A 20,271-nucleotide genomic window follows, 5' to 3' on the forward strand; every position below is an offset into this window, starting at 1 on the left:
CCCCGGTTTCTCTCGCCTCATGCCCGCTATTACCCAGGATCTTCCCGCTCTCGCCCAATCGATCAAGGACTGGGGCCGCGAACTGGGCTTTCAACAAGTCGGCATCAGCGGCCTGGACCTGGCCGAGCATGAGCAGCACCTGGAACGCTGGCTCGCCGCCGGCTACCACGGCGAGATGGAATACATGGGCGCCCACGGCAGCAAACGCTCCCATCCCGACCAGTTGGTGCCTGGCACCCTGCGGGTGGTTTCGCTGCGCATGGACTACCTGCCCGGCGACACCCAGATGGCCCAGCGCCTGGCCCAGCCTTCCAAGGCCTATGTTTCGCGCTATGCCCTGGGGCGCGATTATCACAAGCTGATCCGCAAGCGCGTACAGCAACTGGCCGAGCGCATCCAGCAAGCCATCGGCCCCTTTGGCTACCGCGCCTTCGTCGATAGCGCTCCGGTGCTGGAAAAAGCCATCGCCGAACAGGCCGGGCTCGGCTGGATCGGCAAGAACACCCTGGTGCTGAATCGCAAAGCCGGCAGCTACTTCTTCCTCAGCGAACTGTTCGTCGACCTGCCCCTGCCGGTGGACGCGCCCCACGCCACGGAACACTGCGGCCGCTGCACCGCTTGCCTGGACATCTGCCCGACCAACGCCTTCGTCGGCCCCTATGTGCTGGATGCCCGACGCTGCATTTCCTACCTGACCATCGAGCTCAAAAGCGCCATCCCCGAAGACCTGCGCCCGCTGATCGGCAACCGGGTATTCGGCTGCGATGACTGCCAGATCGTCTGCCCCTGGAATCGCTTCGCCCGCTCAACGGCCGAGGGCGACTTCAAGCCCCGGCACAACCTGGACAATGCCGAACTGGCAGAGCTGTTCATGTGGGACGAGGACAAATTCCTCAGCAATACCGAAGGTTCACCCTTGCGCCGCGCCGGCTACGAGCGCTGGCTACGCAACCTGGCGGTGGGCCTGGGCAACGCACCCTCTAGCATTCCGGTGCTGGAAGCCCTCAAGGCCCGCCAGGACTACCCCTCGGAACTGGTTCGCGAACATGTGCAATGGGCCCTGGACCAGCACGCCAACCGTCAGTGTTCGTCGTTGTAGACGAACTTGGGCATTTCCCAGTGAAAACGGATCGCCAGCAGGCGTAATAGAAAGCCGCCGAACAGGGTGACCAGGATCGACTGCTCGCTGGGCAGTTGCAAGTAGATGCACAGCATGTAGCACCAGGCCGCGGCGAAGGACACGCTGGCGTACAGCTCGCGGCGAAAGATCAGCGGGATATCGTTGCAGAAGATGTCCCTGAGGATGCCGCCAAAGACCCCGGTGATCACCCCACTGACTGAAGCCACCAGCATGCCGTGGCCCATTTCCAGGGCAGTCATGCAGCCGATCAGGGTAAAGGCCACCAGGCCCACGGCGTCGAGCACCAGAAACAGCGAGCGCAGGTGACGCATCAAGGGCGCGATGAAGATCGTCACCAATGCCGCCACCGAGGTCAGCACCAGGTATTCCGGGTGCTTGACCCAGGTCAGCGGGTAGTGGCCCAGCAGCACATCACGCACCGAACCGCCGCCGAGTGCGGTGACGCAGGCAATCAGCACCACACCGAACCAGTCCATGCCGCGCCGGCCGGCAGACAGGGCGCCGGTCATGGCTTCGGCGGTAATGGCAATCAGATAAAGCATCAACAGCATGATGGCGGTCCTTGCAGGAAGGCGCGCAGTCTACTCAGTTGAAGCGGGCACCAAAAGGGGGCGGGTACGGGCGCCGAGTCGCAGCGGGCGCCCGTTCGCCGGCAAGCCGGCGCCTGCGGGTCAGAACTTGATGAAGTGCTTGCGGTAGTGCTGGAGCTCGGCGATGGACTCGCGAATATCGTCCAGGGCCAGGTGGGTGCTGCCTTTCTTGAAGCTGTCGCGCACGTCCGGCGCCCAGCGGGCGGCCAGTTCCTTGAGGGTCGAGACGTCCAGGTTGCGGTAGTGGAAGTAGCTTTCCAGAGCCTTCATGTGGCGGTACAGGAAGCGCCGGTCCTGGCAGATGCTGTTGCCGCAGATCGGCGATTTGCCCTTGGGTACCCACTGCTCCAGGAAGGCAATGGTCTGGGCTTCTGCTTCGGCCATGCTGATGCGGCTTTCGCGAACCCGCTGGGTCAGACCGGAACCACCGTGCTGGCGGGTGTTCCATTCATCCATGCCGGCGAGAATCTCGTCGCTCTGGTGGATGGCGATGACCGGTCCTTCAGCCAAGGTGTTGAGGTTGCTGTCAGTGACAATGGTGGCCATCTCGATGATGACGTCGGTGTCAGGGTTCAGACCGGTCATTTCCAAGTCGATCCAAATCAGGTTCTGCGGGTTTTGCATGGGTGGGCTCCTCGGCGTAGTTGCGCAGTTTAGCCTAGAGGGCCTGCCCGGCGTGCTAAACTCGCCGCCGTTTTACCTATCCGCCGTAATCATCGACACGGAACACCAATGGCCAAACGCCAGCTCAATCGCCGCCAAAACTGGCGCATCGAAAAGATCCAGGGTGAGCGCGCCGCCCGCGCCGCCAAACGCGAGTCCTCTGCCGTCGAGGCGCTGGAAGGTGGCGACCTGGGCCCGGAACAGACCGGCCTGGTCATCGCCCACTTCGGCGTCCAGGTCGAAGTCGAGGCTCGCGAAGGCGAAACGGCCGGCCAGGTGTTCCGCTGCTACCTGCGGGCCAACCTGCCGGCCCTGGTGACCGGCGACCAGGTGGTCTGGCGCGCCGGCAACCAGGGCATCGGGGTGATCGTCGCGCAACTGCCGCGCAGCACCGAGCTGTGCCGCCCGGACAGCCGCGGCCAACTCAAGCCGGTGGCCGCCAACGTCGACATGATCGTGATCGTGTTTGCACCCATGCCCGAGCCCCACGCCAACCTGATCGACCGCTACCTGGTAGCCGCCGAGCATGCTGGAATCCGGCCGTTGCTGCTGCTGAACAAGGCCGACCTGATCGATGAGCAGAACGCCCCTGCGCTCAACGCCCTGCTCGCGGTCTACCGCCAGCTGGGCTACCCGCTGCTGGAGGTCTCGGCTCATCACGGCGACGGCATGGAGCAGTTGCAAGCCCTGCTGGACGGGCGCATCAGTGTATTCGTCGGCCAGTCGGGGGTGGGCAAGTCTTCCCTGGTCAACAGCCTGCTGCCGGAAGTCGAAACCCGCGTCGGCCCGCTGTCGGAGTTCTCCGGCCAGGGCACTCACACCACCACGACCGCGCGCCTGTTCCACTTCCCCGGTGGCGGTGAGCTGATCGACTCTCCCGGTATCCGTGAGTTCGGCCTCGGCCATGTCAGCCGCGCCGATGTCGAGGCCGGGTTCATCGAGTTCAATGACCTGCTGGGCACTTGCCGCTTCCGCGATTGCAAGCACGATCGCGAGCCGGGCTGTGCCTTGCTCAAGGCCCTGGAAGATGGGCGCATCCAGCAGCAACGGATGAACAGCTACCGCTCGATCCTCGCCAGCCTGCCAGACAACAGTTACTGATTGACCTGACCCAGATACGACAAGGCCGCGATCTTCGCGGCCTTGTCGTTTGTCACTTCGCCGTGCCCGGCGTAGCGGGCGGCGTCACCGGAGCAGTGGGAGCTGGAGCTGGAGCTGGAGCTGGAGCTGGAGCTGGAGCGGAAGACTGGCCCGCCGCACCCTGCTCGTCCATCTTCAGCACACCGTCCTCGAAGATATTCATACGTTGACGCACCTCGTGCGCTGGCAGCGGCTCGCTACCGGGCGGCAAGGCATTCGGGTCGGCTGCCGCCCCCGGTACTTCACCGGGCGCACCGCTACCCTGGGTCGGTACCGGAGCATTGGGGTCGGTCTGCTCACCCTCGATGGCACGCTGGGCCTTCTTGGTCAGCACGACGATATCGATGCGCCGGTTGACCGGGTTGAACGGGTCCTTGCGATCGAATAGAGCCGACGAAGCAAAGCCCACCACACGCGCGACTTGCGGATCAGGATAACCACCCGCCACCAGCGCCCGACGCGCAGCGTTGGCCCGGTTGGCCGACAGCTCCCAGTTGCCGAAGTCGCCAGTGCCCGAATAGGGCTTGGCGTCGGTGTGACCGCTGATGCTGATCTTGTTCGGCACGGTCTTGATGGTGTCGGCCATGGCCAGCAGGATGTCTTCGAAATACGGCTTCAGACGTGCACTGCCAGAGTCGAACATCGGCCGGTTCTCGGCGTCCATGATCTGGATCCGCAGGCCGTCCGGGGTGATCTCGAAGAGGATCTGGTCCTTGAACTTCTGCAGTTGCGGGTTCTCGTCAACCTTGTTCTGCAACTCTTGCAACAGCAACTCGAGACGCTCGCGCTCGACCTGCTCGGCCATGCCCTCCACCTGATCGGCATCCACCGTGACCTTGTCCGGTTGTGGCTGGGACTTGATCTCGGGGTTGAGGGTGTTGTCCGGCGCCAGCTCAGGGGAGCCGCCCAGGTCGATGATGTAGGGCGTACCGCTTTCCGAGAAGCCGATCGGGTCCTTGAAGTAACCGGCGATGGCGATCTTCTGTTCCGGGGTGGCCGTGGACAGCAGCCACAACACCAGGAAGAACGCCATCATCGCCGTGGCGAAGTCGGCGAAGGCGATTTTCCAGGCGCCCCCGTGATGTCCGCCAGCGAAGCGCTTGACGCGCTTGATGATAATCGGCTGATTATTTTCCATGACTTAGCGACCGCGAACCGCTTGTTCCAGCTCGGCGAAGCTAGGACGGTGCGCCGGGTACAGAACCTTGCGCCCGAACTCCACGGCCAGGGACGGCGGCATGCCGGAAGCCGAGGCCACCAGCGACGCCTTGATGGCTTCGTAGACGTTCAGTTCTTCCTTGGCGTCGTGGGCCAGGGAGTGGGCCAGCGGGCCGAAGAAACCATAGGCCGCGAGAATACCGAAGAAAGTACCCACCAGTGCCGCACCTACGTGCAGGCCGATGGACTTCTGGTCGCCATCGCCCAGGGAAGCCATGGTCACCACGATCCCCAATACCGCCGCGACGATACCGAAACCGGGCATGCCGTCGGCAATCCCGTTGACCGCATGGGATGGATGCTCAAGGTCTTCCTTGAGGCTGAACAGCTCCATGTCGAACAGGCCTTCCAGCTCGTGGGGAGCCATGTTGCCGGAGGACATGATGCGCAGATAGTCACAGACGAAGGCGGTCATGCGTTCATCTTTGAGCACCGCCGGGTACTTGGCGAAAATCGGGCTGGCCGCGGCGTCCTCGATATCACCTTCGATGGCCATCATGCCTTCGCGACGACTCTTGTTGAGGATCTCGTAGATCAGGCCCAGCACTTCCAGGTAGAAGGTGTGGGTGAAGCGCGAACTGAACATGCCCAGGGATTTCTTGACGACGTGCATCGTCATATAGCCCGGGTTGGCCTGGAGGAATGCGCCAAAGGCTGCGCCACCGATGATCAGCACTTCGAAAGGCTGGATCAACGCCGCGATTTTGCCGTGGGAAAGCACGTATCCGCCGAGCACGCTCGCGAATACGACGATGATGCCGATAATTTTAGCCATAGGTAGGGGAGTACTTATTGAGTCGGGTTCAAGGTCATATTCGGAAGTTCTTAAAACTCTTCTTCTACTTATCGGCAAAACTGCGCCAGACTATAGCCAGTTAAGGCGAAAAGCCAGTTTGGCCCGCTCTGGGCGTGTTCACAGCAGACGATGATTGCGCCCGACCATGTCTAATGAAACCAGCGTCCCACATTCTCCGCCCGCCTCTCTCGACGCCTGGGTAAAGCTCCTCAATGGCGTGCGCCTGCCGGTGCCCCAGGCCAGCCATGACCGGGTCTGCCGCGCCATTGCCAACAACCGCAGCTCGCTGCGGGAGATTGTCGATCTGATGCAAAACAGCCCGGCACTGGCCTTGAGCGTGATCCGCGAAGCCAACCGGCATTCCCACGGCAGCATGAGTGAACCGGCGGAAAACCTGGAGATCGCAGTCAACCGCCTGGGCCTCAAGCGTACCGAGGAGTTGCTCGAGCAACTGCCGACGCTGCCTGAAGAGCAGATCCCCCAGGCATTGCGCCAGTTCCAACTGATCAGCCAGCACGCCAGCCAGCAAGCCAACGGCTTCTTTGCCGGACGCCTGGCGCGACTCTGGCAGGACATCCACTGGGGCAGCCTGCTGTTTCTCTCGCCGCTGTGGGCCATGGCCCTGGTCTATCCCAAGCTGCTGGAAGAGTGGGAACTGCGGGTCATCTACAAGCACGAATCCGCACACGACGTTGAACTGCAACTGTTCGGAGTGCGGCTGATGGAAATGTGCCAGGCCCTGGTCCTGGCCTGGCACCTGCCGATCTGGGTCCAGCAGGGCTATCGCCTGCTGACCCAGGAGCAGCACCTGCTGGCCAAGGTCATGCTGATTGCCCGCGACAGCGACAACCCGCTGCGCCAGCAACAACGCCTGGACGCTGAACCGGACCTGCGGCGCTGGCTGAACCAGCCGGCCAACACCGTGTTGCTGGCCAACGGCCTGGCGCTGGCGGCGCAACAGTCCTGGAACAGCCCCCATGGCCGGCGCTGGCAGAACCTTACCGCTCTTTATCTGCAGATCCCCCTGGACCAGGTCCAGCAACAGTTGCACCAACAGGCCGTACAAAGCGCCCGCAACGACACCCAGCCCGACCTCTGGCACCCGGCCCAGGCCCTGCTCTGGCCCTGGGATGCCCGACGCCTGCATCACGGCGAGCAACCAGCCCCGGCGCCCACCGCACTGGAACTGGCCAAGTGGCGCAAGCTCTGCGGCGAACTGTTGCTGGACCCCAGCCCCTTTACCAACGCCGTGCACCTTACCGGCTTTGCCCGGGATGCCCTGGCGGCGTGCGGCATGCACCGGGTCATGCTGCTGATGGTCGATCGCAGCCTGAGCCACCTGCGAGTGCAACAGCTTTACGGCCTGCCCGGGGAAGCGGCCAGCCTGACCCTGCAGGCCAAGCAGAGCCCCCTGTTGCAACGCCTGCTGGAAAAATCCGCGCAGATCCGCCTGACCCCGGCCAACCGGGCCCAGTTCGCCCCTCACCTGCCAAGCTCGCTGCGCCAGCTGTTTCGCGGCGAACACCTGCTGATCCGCTCACTGTCGTGCAATGGCCGGGTACTGATGCTGGCGATCGCCGACCAGGGCGGCGTGCCGTTCTCGGAAATCAGCGTCCAGGCCTTCGGCAAGACCGCCCAGTGCATCGAAAAAGCCTTGCACAGCTTTACCAACCGCAGCCAATGACGCTTGCGCTACAATCCTTCCCTTTGCGCCCTGGGGACCTGACATGTCTGACTTCTCTGGCTTGCCGCTGGTCATTGAACCGAGCGACCTGCTCGCCCGCCTGAACGCCCGCGAACTGATCCTCGTCGACCTGACCAGCGCTGCCCGCTATGCCACCGGGCATATTCCCGGGGCACGCTTCATCGACCCCAAGCGCACTCAGCTGGGCCAGGCGCCGGCTCCCGGGCTGCTGCCACCGCAAGCGGCGCTTGAAACGCTGTTCGGCGAACTCGGGCACAACCCGGACGCGGTCTATGTGGTCTACGACGATGAAGGCGGCGGCTGGGCCGGGCGCTTCATCTGGCTGCTGGACGTGATCGGCCACCACCGCTACCACTACCTCGACGGCGGCTTGCAGGCCTGGCTGGCGGAAGGCCTGCCCGTGTCTACCGAAGTGCCGGCCGCGGTCGGCGGCCCCGTGGCGCTGGCCCTGCATGACGAGCCCACTGCCACCCGCGAATACCTGCAAAGCCGTCTCGGCGCGGCGGACCTGGTGATCTGGGACGCCCGCGGACCGCTGGAGTACTCCGGCGAAAAAGTCCTGGCAGCCAAGGGCGGGCATATCCCCGGCGCGGTGAATTTCGAATGGACCGCCGGTATGGATCAGGCACGCCACCTGCGCATCCGCCGCGACATGCCACAGATCCTTGCGGACCTGGGCATCAGCAAAGACAAAGAAGTGATCACCCACTGCCAGACCCACCATCGCTCCGGCTTCACCTATCTGGTGGCCAAGGCGCTGGGCTACCCACGGGTCAAGGGCTACGCCGGTTCCTGGGGCGAATGGGGCAATCATCCCGATACGCCCGTAGAGATTTAAGGTTTTTAAGGACACCCAATGAAAAAGCGTTTGTTCATCATCAGCCAGTACCTGCTGCCTCATCACCTGCTGTCGCGCCTGGCCGGCTGCATTGCCGAGTGCCGCGTGCGCTGGTTCAAGAATGCCTTCACCCGCTGGTTCGCCAAGCAGTATCAAGTGGATATGTCCGAGGCCCAGGTCGAGGACGTGACCGCCTACGAGCATTTCAACGCCTTCTTCACCCGCGCCCTCAAAGACGGCGCGCGGCCGCTGGACCCGACCCCGGGCGCGGTGCTCAGCCCTGCCGACGGCGCGGTCAGCCAACTGGGCCCGATCGAACACGGTCGAGTGTTCCAGGCCAAGGGCCACAGCTACAGCGTGCTGGAACTGCTGGGCGGTGACCCGACCCTGGCACAGCCGTTCATGGGCGGCGACTTTGCCACCATCTACCTCTCCCCCAAGGACTACCACCGGGTGCACATGCCCCTGGCCGGCACCCTGCGGGAAATGGTCTATGTGCCGGGCCGGATCTTCTCGGTCAACCAGACTACCGCTGAAAACGTACCCGAGCTGTTCGCCCGCAACGAGCGCGTGGTGTGCATCTTCGATACCGAGCGCGGCCCGATGGCGCTGGTGCTGGTGGGCGCAATGATCGTCGCTTCGATCGAAACCGTCTGGGCCGGCCTGGTAACGCCGCCCAAGCGCGAACTCAAGACCGTGTGCTACGACGAAGCAGCCCGCGCTCCGATCCACCTGGAGAAAGGCGCCGAAATGGGCCGCTTCAAGCTGGGCTCCACGGCCATCGTGCTGTTTGGCCCGGACCAGGTTAAGTGGGCCCAAGAGCTGGCTGCCGGCTCGCCCGTGCGGATGGGCCAGGGCCTGGGCCTGCCCAAGGCTTGAGGCCTGAATGCCGGACATAAAAAAACGCCGCTGATCAGCGGCGTTTTTTTTGGGCGGGGATTTTCCGGCGGCTCAGAGCTGCCCGTCGCGGTCACGGAACCCCAGCAGGTACAGCACGCCATCCAGGCCCAGGGTCGAGATCGCCTGCTTGGCCGACTGCTTGACCAGCGGCTTGGCGCGGAATGCCACGCCCAGGCCGGCAATGCCGAGCATCGGCAGATCGTTGGCGCCATCGCCGACAGCGATGGTCTGCTCCAGGCGCAGGCCTTCCTTGTGCGCCAGCTCACGTAGCAGATCGGCCTTGCGCTGGGCGTCGACAATCGGCTCCACCGCCACGCCGGTGACCTTGCCGTCCACCACTTCCAGCTCGTTGGCGAACACGTAGTCGATACCCAGCTTGGCTTGCAGCTGCTTGGCAAAGTAGGTGAAGCCGCCGGAGAGGATCGCGGTCTTGTAGCCCAGGCGCTTGAGCTCGGCGAACAGGGTTTCGGCGCCCTCGGTCAGGCGCAGGGAGGCGCCGATGGCGTCCAGCACATTGACGTCCAGGCCCTTGAGCAACGCCAGGCGCTCCTTGAAACTGGCGCGGAAGTCCAGCTCGCCGGCCATCGCCCGCTCGGTGATTTCCGCGACCCGATCGCCGACACCGGCCGCCTTGGCCAGCTCGTCGATGACTTCGGCCTCGATCAGCGTCGAATCCATGTCGAACACCGCCAGGCGCCGGTTACGGCGGAACAGCGAATCTTCCTGGAAGGCGATATCCACGTTCAGCTCCTGGGCCACGCTGAGGAACTCGGCCCGCAGGGCTTGCGGATCGGCGGCTTCGCCACGTACCGAGAACTCGATGCAGCCCTTGCCCTGGTCGGCAGGCATATCCAGGGGCATGCGCCCGGACAGGCGATCGATATGGTCGATGTTCAGGCCGTACTTGGCGGTGATGGAACTCACGCGCTGCAACTGTTCGGCGGTAACCTTGCGCGTCAGCAGGGTCACGATATGGCGCTTCTTGCCCTGCCCGGCGACCCACTGCTGGTAATCCTCCTCGGACACCGGCGTGAAGCGCACCTGCTGGTCGAGCTTGTAGGCGGTGAACAGGATGTCCTTGAGCACCGACGAGCTCTGCTCGTTGCTGGGAATTTCAACCAGGATGCCGAACGACAAGGTGTCGTGGATCACCGCCTGACCGATGTCGAGAATGTTCACACCACCCTGGGCCAGAACGCCGGTAATGGCCGCAGTCAGACCGGGACGATCTTCGCCGGTGATGTTTATCAGGACAATTTCGCGCAAGGCGCACCCCCGAGGTGGAAAAAAAGCGCATTCTACCCACTTTCGGTGACCATCGGGCACAGCCAGCGCTTTGCCGGTCTAGGGCCTGTCGCTATACTGCGCGTCAACTTCACGGACAAAAGAGCCGAGCTCAGTGAACCGGCCCACGCCAGTTAAAACCGATAACTTCTTCCTGCTGATCTTCCGTGCACTGCGCCACCGCCGTGTGCCGATTGCATTGCGCATTGCCAGCCATAACGTGATCCTGGTCGCCCTGGCCCTGGTGATCTATGCCGGCGTGATGGGCCTGCAGTTCAAGCAAGCCATGCACGAACAAGCCGACGCCCTGGGTCAGAGCCTGACCACCCAGACCGCCACCTCGGCCACCGAGCTGCTGGTGTCCAACGACATTCTCAGCCTCAATGTCCTGCTCAACAATCTGACCAAGAACCCGCTGGTGGCCCACGCGGCCATCTACAGCGTGGACAACCGCATCCTCGCCGAGGCCGGCCAGCGCCCCAAGAGCAGCCTGCTGGGTGAAACCGAGGGCGTGTACCAGACCAAGATCACCTTCCAGGACGTGACCGCGGGCAACCTGCGAATCAGCCTGGACATGGCGCAATTCCAGCAGCCGATGACCATCAGCCTGCAAAGCATGGGCATCCTCAGCGCCATCCTGCTGGCCCTGGCCCTGGCCTTGAGCCTGCGCCTGGGGCGGCACATCTCGACTCCGCTGCTGCAACTGAGGGTCTGGCTGCGTGACCTGGACGAACACACTCCCGCCACCCAGCGCCAGGACGAAATCGGCGATCTGGCGCGTCAGCTGCATGCCCGCCTGGTGCCGGAGAAGCCCGAACCGGCACCGCAGCCCGAGGCTGAAGTGCAAGACGACGAGGACGATGAGCCGGCATTCGAAGTGCGCAACCTGCGGGACCCGAGCTTCGACGAAAGCGCTCCGGTAGCAGGCCTGAAGCCTGCACCCCGGCACCTGGTTCACGCCGAAGAAGATGAACTGGACGAGGAAGACCCCTTCGCCGACCTGCGGGACAGCTCATCGACGCCTGCTGCCAAGCCACAACCGCAACCACAGGTTCCGGCCCAGCCCCAGCACAGTGCGGTACTGGCGGTGCAACTCGGTGCCCAGGAGCAACTGCGACGCCTGCCCCGCGCACGCCTGATGGAACTCCTGGAACGCTACCGCGATTGCCTCGACCAGGCCGCCTCGCTGTACCAGAGCGAACTGCATACCCTGAACGATGGCAGCACGCTGATGCTGTTCCACAGCGAAGACAGCGGTGACGACTACCTGACCAACGCCATCTGCTGCGGCGAGTTGCTGCGCGCCCTGGGCCATGCCTTGCAGATCGAAGTGGCGGACAGCGGCATCACCCTGCAACTGCAACTGGGCCTGACCCTGGGCGACGAACTGTTCGGCCTGAGCCAGATCGACCTGCTGCTCACCGAAACCGCCCAGGATGCCCTGGCCCTGTCCCAGCACAGCCGCAACCTGCTGCTGGTGGAGCGCAAGGTCAATGACGACCCGCTGCTGCGCCAGCGGGCACGTATCCGCCCGATCGCCAGCCCGGAAGGTGCCTGCTGCGTGGAACGCCTGATGGAGCCCTACCCGTCGATGCTGGAGCGGCAACTGGCACGCATGCATGAAACACGGGCCAAGCTGTAAGGCTGACCCGCCAAAAGAAGCCCGCCCAGTGCGGGCTTTTTCATGAGCTTCGTGTAGCCGCTGGCACAACCTGCGACAAGCCCCGCAGGGGCTTCAACGCTGGTGATATCGCTGCGTGCCTGCGGCCCGCTCGCAGCCTTCGGCAACGGCTACAGGAGATTGCGTTGGCCAGAGCCAGAAACGACAAGGCCCGCTGTTGGGCGGGCCTTGTCTCGCGGCATGTCAACTCAGAACCTGAACACTTCCATATCCGTGCGGATCGGCGTGGCCATCGGGATCTTCGGTTGCTTTTCCTGCTCGGCAGGCTTGGGCGCAGGAGCCGGGGCCGCCTTGCGTGGCACCTCCGCCACCGCCGGCTGATTGGCCAGAGGCTTGAGGGCACCCGACAACTGTTCCGCCAGACGCTGCAACAGCACGCCCTGGGCCTGGACCTGGGACGCCGTGGTTCCCGCGTGCTGCTCCTGCAGATGAACGATGCGGTTGTCCCGCACCTGGCCACGACGGTCGATCAGGCGCCATTGCGCATCCAGCACCGCCGGCTGCGACTTGCCTGAATCCAGGCGAGTGATCGACAGCAGCACCTGGACATCCGGAGTGAAGCCGCTGGTGGCCGGAGCCAATACAACCCGCTGGCTGTCGAGATGACCGGCCACCTGGCGCAACAGCAACTGGTCGATGTCCGAAGACAGGCTGCCGGCCCAGCGACCATCAGTGGAGGCCTGCAGGCTGCCATCATCCTGACGCTGCAGGAGGGTTTCACGTTGCAGATAGTCGGCAATCAACACCGGCCCCAGCAATACCGACATGCCGGCACTGGCCGGCTGAGCTGGACTTCCGCTGTCCAGCTGATACAGCGACACCGGCTGGTGTACGCTGCAACCCGCCAGGCCAAGAACGCCGGCGAGCAAGAAAACAAGAGGAAGGCGCAGAGCAGTCATCATCCCATCCAGGTGGCGGCCACAAGGCTAGCCACAGTGTAAATACTCAAAAAAACCTGAATAACGCCCGGTCACGCCAGCGTTTGAAAGCGCATATCATCCGTGAATATGCGCCCTGACTCCAGTGTTGTAGCGTCGATCCTGCGCTTAAATCGCAGATCGAACGCTCTAGCCCGCCCTTAACTGAGAGGCTCTACCAACAACGCATCCACCCGCTGGAAGCCGCGAGGCAGTTTGTTGCCACGGCGCCCGCGCTCGCCTTTGTAGTGCTCCAGATCGTCAGCCTTGAGCGACAAGGTGCGCTTGCCAGCCTGCAGCACCAGGGTCGCGCCGTCCGGCAGCACCGCGATATCGGTGACGTACTCTTCGCGGCTGGCCACGCGCTCACCGGGAATGCCGATGATCTTGTTGCCCTTGCCCTTGCCCAGCTGCGGCAGGTCGCTGATCTTGAACACCAGCAGGCGCCCTTCGGTGGTCACCGAAGCCAGCCAGTTCTGTTCGCGATCGGCCACTGGCCGCGGCGCCAGCACCTTGGCATTGTTCGGCAGGCTCAACAGCGCCTTGCCCGCCTTGTTCTTGGCCTGCAGGTCCTCGCCCTTAACCACGAAGCCGTAGCCAGCGTCAGAAGCGATCACATACAAGGCATCGTCATCCGGCAGCAGCACGCATTCAAACGTCGCACCCGGCGGCGGCGTCAGACGGCCGGTCAGCGGCTCGCCCTGACCCCGGGCCGATGGCAGCGTATGGGCCGCCACCGAGTAACTGCGCCCGGTGGAGTCGATGAACACCGCGAACTGGTTGGAACGCCCGGGCGCGGCGGTCTTGTAGCCATCGCCGGCCTTGTAGGACAGACCAGTGGCGTCAATATCATGCCCCTTGGCGCAACGCACCCAGCCTTTTTCCGACAGAACGATAGTCACCGGCTCGGTAGGCATCAGCTCGTTTTCCGACAGCGCCTTGGCCTCGGCCCGGGCGACGATCGGCGAACGGCGGTCATCGCCGTAGGTTTCTGCGTCTTGCAGCAACTCAGTGCGCACCAGCTTCTTCAGTTTGGCTTCGCTGTTGAGCAAGGCTTGCAGCTTGGCCTGCTCCTTGAGCAACTCATCCTGTTCGGCCCGCAGCTTCATCTCTTCCAGACGCGCCAATTGGCGCAGGCGCGTGTCGAGGATGTAGTCGGCCTGGATTTCACTCAGGGCGAAACGCTCGATCAGCTTGGCCCGTGGATGCTCCTCGGTACGGATGATGTGGATCACTTCATCCAGGTTGAGGTAGGCAATCAGCAAACCGTCCAACAGATGCAGGCGACGCTCGACCTTGTCCAGGCGGAACTGCAGCCGGCGACGCACGGTGGTGACCCGGAACTCCAGCCACTCCACCAGCAGGGCCCGCAGGTTCTTCAACTGCGGCTTGCCGTCCAGGCCAATGATGTTGATGTTGACCCGATAGGTGGATTCCAGCTCGGTGGTGGCGAACAGGTGCTGCATCAACTCATCGGCGTCGACCCGGTTGGAGCGCGGGATGATCACGATGCGGCACGGGTTCTCATGGTCCGACTCGTCACGCAGGTCGGCCACCATCGGCAGCTTCTTGGCCTGCATCTGGCCAGCTATCTGTTCCAGCACCTTGGCCCCGGAGACCTGGTGCGGCAGCGCGGTGACGATGATGTCGCCGTCCTCGACCCGGTACACAGCGCGCATGCGCACCGAGCCACGGCCGGTTTCGTAGATCTTCAGCAGGTCGGCACGCGGGGTGATGATCTCGGCTTCGGTGGGGTAGTCCGGGCCCTGGATATGCTCGCAGAGCTGCTCGACCGTGGCCTTGGGCTCATCCAGCAAACGCACGCAGGCCGAAGCCACTTCCCGCAGGTTGTGCGGCGGCACATCGGTGGCCATGCCCACGGCGATGCCGGTGGTGCCGTTGAGCAGGATGTTCGGCAGGCGTGCCGGCAGTACCAGCGGCTCCTGCAGCGTGCCGTCGAAGTTCGGCCCCCAGTCCGCAGTGCCCTGGCCCAGTTCGCTGAGCAGCACTTCGGAATAGCGCGACAGGCGCGCCTCGGTGTAACGCATGGCAGCGAAGGACTTGGGATCGTCCGGCGCACCCCAGTTGCCCTGGCCGTCCACCAGCGTGTAGCGGTAACTGAAAGGCTGGGCCATCAGCACCATGGCCTCATAGCAGGCCGAATCGCCGTGCGGGTGGAACTTGCCGAGCACGTCACCCACGGTACGCGCGGATTTCTTGTGCTTGGAATCGGCATCCAGCCCCAGCTCACTCATGGCGTAGACGATACGCCGCTGTACCGGTTTCAGGCCGTCGCCGATATGCGGCAGAGCACGGTCCATGATCACGTACATGGAGTAGTTGAGGTAGGCATTTTCGGTGAAGTCAGCCAGTGACCGGCGTTCTACGCCATCCAGGCTGAGATCAAGGGAGTCGCTCATGCGGGCCTCATTGGTTCGTAGTCTGGCGCAGCAGCATGCTGCCGCCGCGCTGAGTAAATTCAAGTTTTTTCAAAGCGCTCATGCCCAGCAGAACCTGGTCGCCGTCGAGCCCCGGCGCCACCAGCGCGGCCACGTCCCGCAGCACGATATCCCCCAGCTGCAGGAGTTCGATACGGGTCCGATAACCCTCGCTGCGCCCATTGGCCGTGCTCAGGGTGACCGGCGCACCGCGCTCCAGGCCCAGACGTTCAGCGAGATCCGCAGGTACCGAGACATCGGTGGCCCCGGTGTCGAGCATGAATTGCACCGGCCGCCCGTTGATATGGCCGCTGGCGACGAAATGCCCCTGGCGATTGCCCGCCAGTTGCACTTCGATGTAACCCTCATGTTGTTGCGAACTGACGACAGTGTTGGGGTTCTCCTGGTGCGCTTCCCAGTCGGCAAAGAACCGCGTGGCCAGGAACAGCGCCGCCGCCCAGGCCATGATCAGCATCACCCGCCCGGCACTCTTGCCCGGTTGCTGGCTCACGGCTTGGCACTCCAGCCGCCTTCGGGAGCTGCAAAACGCCAGACGATCGGTCGGGCCTCGCCGTCGGCGCGAGCACCGTTGTTGTTGTCCAGGCCAATCCAGGCGCCCTTGGCGTCCACCACCAGGGCTTCCGCCAACCCATAGGGCTGTGGATAACGCCGATGCTCCACCAGTGCTTCGCCAGCATACGACCAGCACTGCTCGACCTTGGCGCTCAGCGCGTCACGGCGACAGATCTGATAGGCGTTGCGCTCCAGGGTGAACAGCTTGCCGTCAAACAGCGACAGGTCGGCGAAGTCACGGGATACGGCCTTGGCGTTGGGCACCTGCTCAGGCTGCATTAGCGCCCCTGCTTCACTGAGCAGCACGCAACCGCCATCGCAGTCCCAGGCGGTCTGGCCACGCTTGATCAACAGCAGCCCGCGCCGCTCGCGTTCCGCCGCCAGCCAGATCCGATCCCCGGCAGGGTTGACCGCCAGCCCTTCGAACAGGGCATTGAAGTGCAGCAGCATGCCGCTGGCACGGGCTTCGCGCACCATGATCGGGGAAATCTTCAACCAGGCCGGCGCGCCTTGCGCCGGAACCTGCAGCACCGCGGCATGGGCTTCGCTGACCACATATTTGTTGCCGGCGGCATCACAGGTGATGCCCTCGAAATCCAGGTCGCCGCCACGCACGAAGGACGCCGCCCAGGTCCGCACCTTCAAGCCCCAGGGCAAGCCGGAATCCGGCACCGCAGGCACCTCGATCCCGACGGTCTCGGCCTGCCAGACAGTGTTCCGGGTATCGAGCCTGTAGATCTGCTCGTCGTCGCGATCGGAGACGGTCCAGAGTTCCTGACCACACAGCGCCAGCCCGGACAGATTGCCGCCGCGCATGCCTTGCACAGGATGCTCGGACAGCAGTTTCAGTTCGGGCGCCGGCGCGGCCACCACCGAGGTTGCCAATAGCGCCAGGGCCAGGGCAAAACCTCTGTGCATCAGGCCAGCACCTCGGCCAGGTTGCCCTTGGACTCCAGCCAGGACTTGCGATCACCGGCGCGCTTCTTGGCCAGCAGCATGTCCATGATTTCCGCGGTGGCCTCGACGTCGTCCAGGGTCAACTGCACCAGGCGCCGCGTGTTCGGGTCCATGGTGGTCTCGCGCAGTTGCGGCGGGTTCATTTCACCCAGCCCCTTGAATCGAGTGACCTGTGGCTTGCCGCGCTTCTTCTCGGCCACCAGGCGGTCGAGAATGCCGTCGCGCTCGGCTTCATCCAGGGCGTAGTAGATCTCCTTGCCCAGGTCGATGCGGTACAGTGGCGGCATGGCCACGTAGACGTGACCGGCATCCACCAGCGGACGGAAATGCTGGACGAACAAGGCACACAGCAAGGTAGCGATGTGCAAGCCGTCGGAGTCGGCGTCGGCGAGGATGCAGATCTTGCCGTAGCGCAGCTGGCTCATGTCCTCGGCGCCCGGATCGACCCCGATGGCCACGGCGATGTTGTGCACTTCCTGGCTGGCCAGGACCTCGCTGCCGTCCACTTCCCAGGTGTTGAGGATCTTGCCGCGCAACGGCAGGATCGCCTGGAATTCCTTGTCCCGCGCCTGCTTGGCCGAACCGCCGGCGGAGTCACCCTCCACCAGGAACAGCTCGGAGCGCATCGGGTCCTGGCCGGCGCAGTCCGCCAGCTTGCCTGGCAGTGCCGGGCCCTGGGTAATGCGCTTGCGCTCGACCTTCTTGCTGGCCTTCAAGCGGCGCCCGGCGTTGCTGATGGCCAGCTCCGCCAGTTGCATGCCCAGCTCGGGGTTGGCGTTGAGCCACAGGCTGAAGGCGTCCTTGACCACACCGGAAACGAACGCCGCCGCCTCGCGGGATGACAGGCGCTCCTTGGTCTGGCCGGAGAACTGCGCATCCTGCATTTTCATCGACAGGACAAAGGCAATGCGCTCCCAGACGTCTTCCGGGGCCAGCTTCAGGCCGCGGGGCAGCAGGTTGCGGAACTCGCAGAACTCGCGCATGGCATCCAGCAGGCCCTGGCGCAGGCCGTTGACATGGGTGCCGCCCTGGGCCGTGGGGATCAAGTTGACGTAGCTTTCCTGGACGCTGTCGCCGCCTTCGGGCAGCCACAACAGGGCCCAGTCCACCGCTTCCTTGTTCCCTGCCAGGCTGCCGCAGAACGGCTCGGCCGGCAGGCGTTCGAATTCACTGACCGCATCCACCAGGTAGGAGCGCAGGCCATCTTCGTAGTGCCACTCGACCTTCTCGCCGCTGGACTTGTCCTCGAAGCTCACCAGCAGCCCCGGGCAGAGTACGGCCTTGGCCTTGAGCACGTGCTTGAGACGGCTGACGGAGAATTTCGGCGAGTCGAAGTATTTTGGGTCCGGAGCGAAGTACACGCTGGTGCCGGTGTTGCGCTTGCCCACGGTGCCGACCACTTCCAGCTCGGTGGCCTTGTAGCCGTCGGCGAAAGTCATCTGGTATTCGTTGCCGTCGCGCTTGACCCGCACCCGCACCTGGTTCGACAAGGCGTTGACCACGGAGATGCCCACCCCGTGCAGACCGCCGGAGAACTGGTAGTTCTTGTTGGAGAACTTGCCGCCGGCGTGGAGCTTGGTGAGGATCAGCTCGATCCCGGACACGCCCTCTTCCGGGTGGATGTCCACGGGCATGCCGCGGCCGTCGTCGGACACTTCCAGGGAATGGTCGGCGTGCAGGATGACCTGTATCGACTTCGCATGGCCGGCCAGGGCTTCGTCGACGCTGTTGTCGATGACTTCCTGGGCCAAATGGTTGGGCCGCGTGGTGTCGGTGTACATGCCCGGGCGTTTGCGCACCGGGTCGAGTCCCGAGAGGACTTCGATGGCGTCTGCGTTATAAGAGCTAGCGCTGGGAGTGGCCATGGGTTCTCGTCGTTAGTCGTTCAATGAATATGGGGCGAAGGCTCACAGTGCAGTGAAGTCGATCGCCTGGTACTGATCGGCAGTGATGCCGGCAAAATTCAACATCGCCGGCAATTGTCCGGCAAAACCTTGGAAACTATGATCGCCGCCGGCCTGTATGCGCAAGGCACAGGCGCGGTAGTAGCGCTCGGCGCTGCGATAGTCCAGCGTCTCGTCCCCGGTCTGCAACCACACCTGATAACGCTCAGGGTCCTGGGGTGGCGCCACTTCCAGCGCTGCCAGGGCCGCGACATGGTCGTGGGTCAGCTCCCAGGTCTCGTCGGTGTACAGGTTCTTCTGCGTGCCCAGATAACCGTCGAACATCCGGTGCGGGCTGACAGCAGGGTTGATCAGCAGGGCCTTCAGACCATAGCGCTCGGCAAGGTGAGTCGCATAGTAGCCGCCGAGCGAGCTGCCGACCAGCAATGGACGACCGAGTTCGGCAATCGCCTGTTCCAGCTGGCCAATGGCCTGGCGCGGATGGTGATGCAGGGCCGGCACCCGCAGTTGCCCGGCCAGGCCGAGCTGCTCCATGACCTGGCGCAGCTGGGTGGCCTTGGTCGATGCCGGAGCACTGTTGAAGCCGTGGATATAGAGGATCGAACCGGACATGCGAGCTCCCTGTGCACCTGGGCAAAAGCCGCAGTTTACAGGGATGGGGCCAGGTTACGCAGCCGCTTCAGTAGCCTTCGCTACCGTAGTCGATAGTGAATTCATAGCCTTCGACCCGCTGCACGCCGGTTTCCAGCCGTCCATCGGGCTGCAGCCGCAACCAACGGTAGCCCGGCACCTGCTCCTCGACCTTGAAGTCGTCGCTCAAGGGCTCGAACTGGATGCAGGTGGAAGGTGAGGCCAATAGCCGCACGTCGCCCCGCAGGCGATCGATCTCCTGGTGAACATGCCCCCAGAGCACGGCGCGCACCTGGGGGAAAGCGTCGATCACGGCAAACAGCGCCTGGGCATTGCGCAGGCCGATGGGCTCCATCCAGGCGCAATCGATGGACACCGGATGGTGATGCAGGCAGACCAGGTGGTGCCGCTCTGGTGCTTCGCTCAGGGAGCGGGTCAGCAGTTGCAACTGCTCATCCTGCAGATAACCCGGTACCGAACCCGGCACCGCCGAGTCCAGCAGGGTGATGCGCCAGTTACCGATGTCCACCACCGGGTCCAGCAAGTCACTGCCGCTGGCGGCCTGCTCCATGACCTGCGGCTCGTCGTGGTTGCCCGGCAGCCAGCGGCCTGGGGCGGCAATCTGCCGGGTCAGTTGGCGAAAGCGTTGATAGGACTCCAGCGTGCCGTCCTGGGACAGGTCGCCGGTGGCCAGCATCAGGTCGATCCGTGGCTGCTGCGCCAGCACCAGGTCGATGACCCGTTGCAGGCTGTCGGCGGTGTTCATGCCCAAGAGCGTGCCGTCCGTCTCGGCAAACAGATGGCTATCGGACAGCTGCACCAGCAACACGGGGTCGGCGGCAGTCAGTGCGGATACGCTTGGCACGGCGTTCTCCCGGAGCAAGATCACAAAGCGT

The 20,271-nt window shown here is 63.8% G+C and carries 18 protein-coding genes; 6 read left to right on the plus strand and 12 right to left on the minus strand.

Annotated features, from left to right (window positions below; translation table 11 throughout):
* Nucleotides 1-19: 19 nt before the first annotated feature.
* Nucleotides 20-1,099 carry a tRNA epoxyqueuosine(34) reductase QueG gene (gene queG, locus BLS75_RS25775; protein WP_011058933.1) on the plus strand — a complete coding sequence of 360 codons (1,080 nt, stop codon included), beginning with the start codon at nucleotides 20-22 and terminating at the stop codon, nucleotides 1,097-1,099.
* Here the strand turns inward: queG and BLS75_RS25780 are convergent.
* Both BLS75_RS25780 and orn read right to left on the minus strand, forming a co-directional pair.
* On the minus strand, nucleotides 1,081-1,695 hold the full coding sequence (locus BLS75_RS25780) for a trimeric intracellular cation channel family protein (protein WP_169893104.1): 615 nt from the start codon (nucleotides 1,693-1,695) through the stop codon (nucleotides 1,081-1,083). The two genes, queG and BLS75_RS25780, sit on opposite strands and share 19 nt — an antisense overlap.
* A gap of 117 nt (nucleotides 1,696-1,812) precedes the next feature.
* Nucleotides 1,813-2,355: an oligoribonuclease gene (gene orn / locus BLS75_RS25785; RefSeq protein WP_011058931.1), complete on the minus strand. Its 543-nt coding sequence runs from the start codon at nucleotides 2,353-2,355 to the stop codon at nucleotides 1,813-1,815.
* A 108-nt stretch (nucleotides 2,356-2,463) separates the two neighbouring features.
* Between orn and rsgA the strand changes: the two genes are divergently transcribed.
* On the plus strand, nucleotides 2,464-3,495 hold the full coding sequence (gene rsgA, locus BLS75_RS25790; protein WP_011058930.1) for a small ribosomal subunit biogenesis GTPase RsgA: 1,032 nt from the start codon (nucleotides 2,464-2,466) through the stop codon (nucleotides 3,493-3,495).
* 52 nt (nucleotides 3,496-3,547) lie between these two features.
* On the opposite strand, the gene motB is transcribed toward rsgA, so the two are convergent.
* Nucleotides 3,548-4,672: a flagellar motor protein MotB gene (motB, locus tag BLS75_RS25795; protein WP_072452030.1), complete on the minus strand. Its 1,125-nt coding sequence runs from the start codon at nucleotides 4,670-4,672 to the stop codon at nucleotides 3,548-3,550.
* 3 nt (nucleotides 4,673-4,675) lie between these two features.
* The gene (motA, locus tag BLS75_RS25800; protein WP_011058928.1) at nucleotides 4,676-5,527 is read right to left on the minus strand and encodes a flagellar motor stator protein MotA; all 852 of its coding nucleotides are present in this window, start codon (nucleotides 5,525-5,527) and stop codon (nucleotides 4,676-4,678) included.
* 166 nt (nucleotides 5,528-5,693) lie between these two features.
* Between motA and BLS75_RS25805 the strand changes: the two genes are divergently transcribed.
* From BLS75_RS25805 to asd, 3 genes are read left to right on the plus strand one after another with little or no spacing between them, the layout of a single operon-like run.
* On the plus strand, nucleotides 5,694-7,232 hold the full coding sequence (locus tag BLS75_RS25805; protein WP_041115449.1) for an HDOD domain-containing protein: 1,539 nt from the start codon (nucleotides 5,694-5,696) through the stop codon (nucleotides 7,230-7,232).
* A gap of 43 nt (nucleotides 7,233-7,275) precedes the next feature.
* The gene (rhdA, locus tag BLS75_RS25810; RefSeq protein ID WP_072452031.1) at nucleotides 7,276-8,091 is read left to right on the plus strand and encodes a thiosulfate sulfurtransferase; all 816 of its coding nucleotides are present in this window, start codon (nucleotides 7,276-7,278) and stop codon (nucleotides 8,089-8,091) included.
* Between the two features lie 18 nt (nucleotides 8,092-8,109).
* Nucleotides 8,110-8,970, plus strand: a complete 861-nt coding sequence (gene asd, locus BLS75_RS25815) for an archaetidylserine decarboxylase (protein WP_072452032.1) — start codon at nucleotides 8,110-8,112, stop codon at nucleotides 8,968-8,970.
* Between the two features lie 72 nt (nucleotides 8,971-9,042).
* Here asd and serB read toward each other — a convergent pair whose 3' ends face one another.
* Entirely contained in the window at nucleotides 9,043-10,257 is a 1,215-nt protein-coding gene (gene serB / locus BLS75_RS25820; protein ID WP_011058924.1) for a phosphoserine phosphatase SerB, read from the minus strand.
* Nucleotides 10,258-10,390: 133 nt separating this feature from the next.
* Here serB and BLS75_RS25825 point away from each other — a divergent pair, with 133 nt between their 5' ends.
* Nucleotides 10,391-11,917, plus strand: a complete 1,527-nt coding sequence (locus BLS75_RS25825) for an AhpA/YtjB family protein (protein WP_015633930.1) — start codon at nucleotides 10,391-10,393, stop codon at nucleotides 11,915-11,917.
* A 227-nt stretch (nucleotides 11,918-12,144) separates the two neighbouring features.
* On the opposite strand, the gene BLS75_RS25830 is transcribed toward BLS75_RS25825, so the two are convergent.
* From BLS75_RS25830 to cpdA, 7 genes are all read right to left on the minus strand, one after another.
* Complete coding sequence (locus BLS75_RS25830) at nucleotides 12,145-12,855, minus strand: PqiC family protein (RefSeq protein WP_026019966.1); 711 nt, start codon at nucleotides 12,853-12,855, stop codon at nucleotides 12,145-12,147.
* Between the two features lie 179 nt (nucleotides 12,856-13,034).
* Nucleotides 13,035-15,293: a DNA topoisomerase IV subunit A gene (gene parC, locus BLS75_RS25835; protein WP_011058921.1), complete on the minus strand. Its 2,259-nt coding sequence runs from the start codon at nucleotides 15,291-15,293 to the stop codon at nucleotides 13,035-13,037.
* Nucleotides 15,294-15,300: 7 nt separating this feature from the next.
* Nucleotides 15,301-15,822 carry a retropepsin-like aspartic protease family protein gene (locus tag BLS75_RS25840; RefSeq protein WP_011058920.1) on the minus strand — a complete coding sequence of 174 codons (522 nt, stop codon included), beginning with the start codon at nucleotides 15,820-15,822 and terminating at the stop codon, nucleotides 15,301-15,303.
* Nucleotides 15,819-16,802: an esterase-like activity of phytase family protein gene (locus tag BLS75_RS25845; RefSeq protein WP_072452033.1), complete on the minus strand. Its 984-nt coding sequence runs from the start codon at nucleotides 16,800-16,802 to the stop codon at nucleotides 15,819-15,821. Before BLS75_RS25845 ends, BLS75_RS25840 begins: the two co-directional genes overlap by 4 nt.
* Nucleotides 16,802-18,706 carry a DNA topoisomerase IV subunit B gene (parE, locus tag BLS75_RS25850; RefSeq protein ID WP_011058918.1) on the minus strand — a complete coding sequence of 635 codons (1,905 nt, stop codon included), beginning with the start codon at nucleotides 18,704-18,706 and terminating at the stop codon, nucleotides 16,802-16,804. The genes BLS75_RS25845 and parE overlap by 1 nt, the downstream gene beginning before the upstream one ends.
* Nucleotides 18,707-18,748: 42 nt before the next feature.
* The gene (locus tag BLS75_RS25855; RefSeq protein WP_072452034.1) at nucleotides 18,749-19,357 is read right to left on the minus strand and encodes a YqiA/YcfP family alpha/beta fold hydrolase; all 609 of its coding nucleotides are present in this window, start codon (nucleotides 19,355-19,357) and stop codon (nucleotides 18,749-18,751) included.
* A gap of 67 nt (nucleotides 19,358-19,424) precedes the next feature.
* Nucleotides 19,425-20,240: a 3',5'-cyclic-AMP phosphodiesterase gene (gene cpdA / locus BLS75_RS25860; RefSeq protein WP_072452035.1), complete on the minus strand. Its 816-nt coding sequence runs from the start codon at nucleotides 20,238-20,240 to the stop codon at nucleotides 19,425-19,427.
* Nucleotides 20,241-20,271 lie beyond the last annotated feature (31 nt).

Source organism: Pseudomonas sp. NFPP12, assembly GCF_900103205.1.
Lineage (GTDB): Bacteria > Pseudomonadota > Gammaproteobacteria > Pseudomonadales > Pseudomonadaceae > Aquipseudomonas > Aquipseudomonas protegens.

Excerpts from the sequence above, each read along its gene's own strand:
- BLS75_RS25805 (WP_041115449.1), top strand. The coding sequence starts at position 5,694 with ATGTCTAATGAAACCAGCGTCCCACATTCTCCGCCCGCCTCTCTCGAC.
- rhdA (WP_072452031.1), top strand. The coding sequence starts at position 7,276 with ATGTCTGACTTCTCTGGCTTGCCGCTGGTCATTGAACCGAGCGACCTG.
- asd (WP_072452032.1), top strand. The coding sequence starts at position 8,110 with ATGAAAAAGCGTTTGTTCATCATCAGCCAGTACCTGCTGCCTCATCAC.
- queG (WP_011058933.1), top strand. The coding sequence starts at position 20 with ATGCCCGCTATTACCCAGGATCTTCCCGCTCTCGCCCAATCGATCAAG.
- parE (WP_011058918.1), bottom strand. The coding sequence starts at position 18,706 with ATGGCCACTCCCAGCGCTAGCTCTTATAACGCAGACGCCATCGAAGTC.
- parC (WP_011058921.1), bottom strand. The coding sequence starts at position 15,293 with ATGAGCGACTCCCTTGATCTCAGCCTGGATGGCGTAGAACGCCGGTCA.
- motA (WP_011058928.1), bottom strand. The coding sequence starts at position 5,527 with ATGGCTAAAATTATCGGCATCATCGTCGTATTCGCGAGCGTGCTCGGC.
- orn (WP_011058931.1), bottom strand. The coding sequence starts at position 2,355 with ATGCAAAACCCGCAGAACCTGATTTGGATCGACTTGGAAATGACCGGT.
- rsgA (WP_011058930.1), top strand. The coding sequence starts at position 2,464 with ATGGCCAAACGCCAGCTCAATCGCCGCCAAAACTGGCGCATCGAAAAG.
- BLS75_RS25830 (WP_026019966.1), bottom strand. The coding sequence starts at position 12,855 with ATGACTGCTCTGCGCCTTCCTCTTGTTTTCTTGCTCGCCGGCGTTCTT.
- motB (WP_072452030.1), bottom strand. The coding sequence starts at position 4,672 with ATGGAAAATAATCAGCCGATTATCATCAAGCGCGTCAAGCGCTTCGCT.
- BLS75_RS25855 (WP_072452034.1), bottom strand. The coding sequence starts at position 19,357 with ATGTCCGGTTCGATCCTCTATATCCACGGCTTCAACAGTGCTCCGGCA.
- BLS75_RS25845 (WP_072452033.1), bottom strand. The coding sequence starts at position 16,802 with ATGCACAGAGGTTTTGCCCTGGCCCTGGCGCTATTGGCAACCTCGGTG.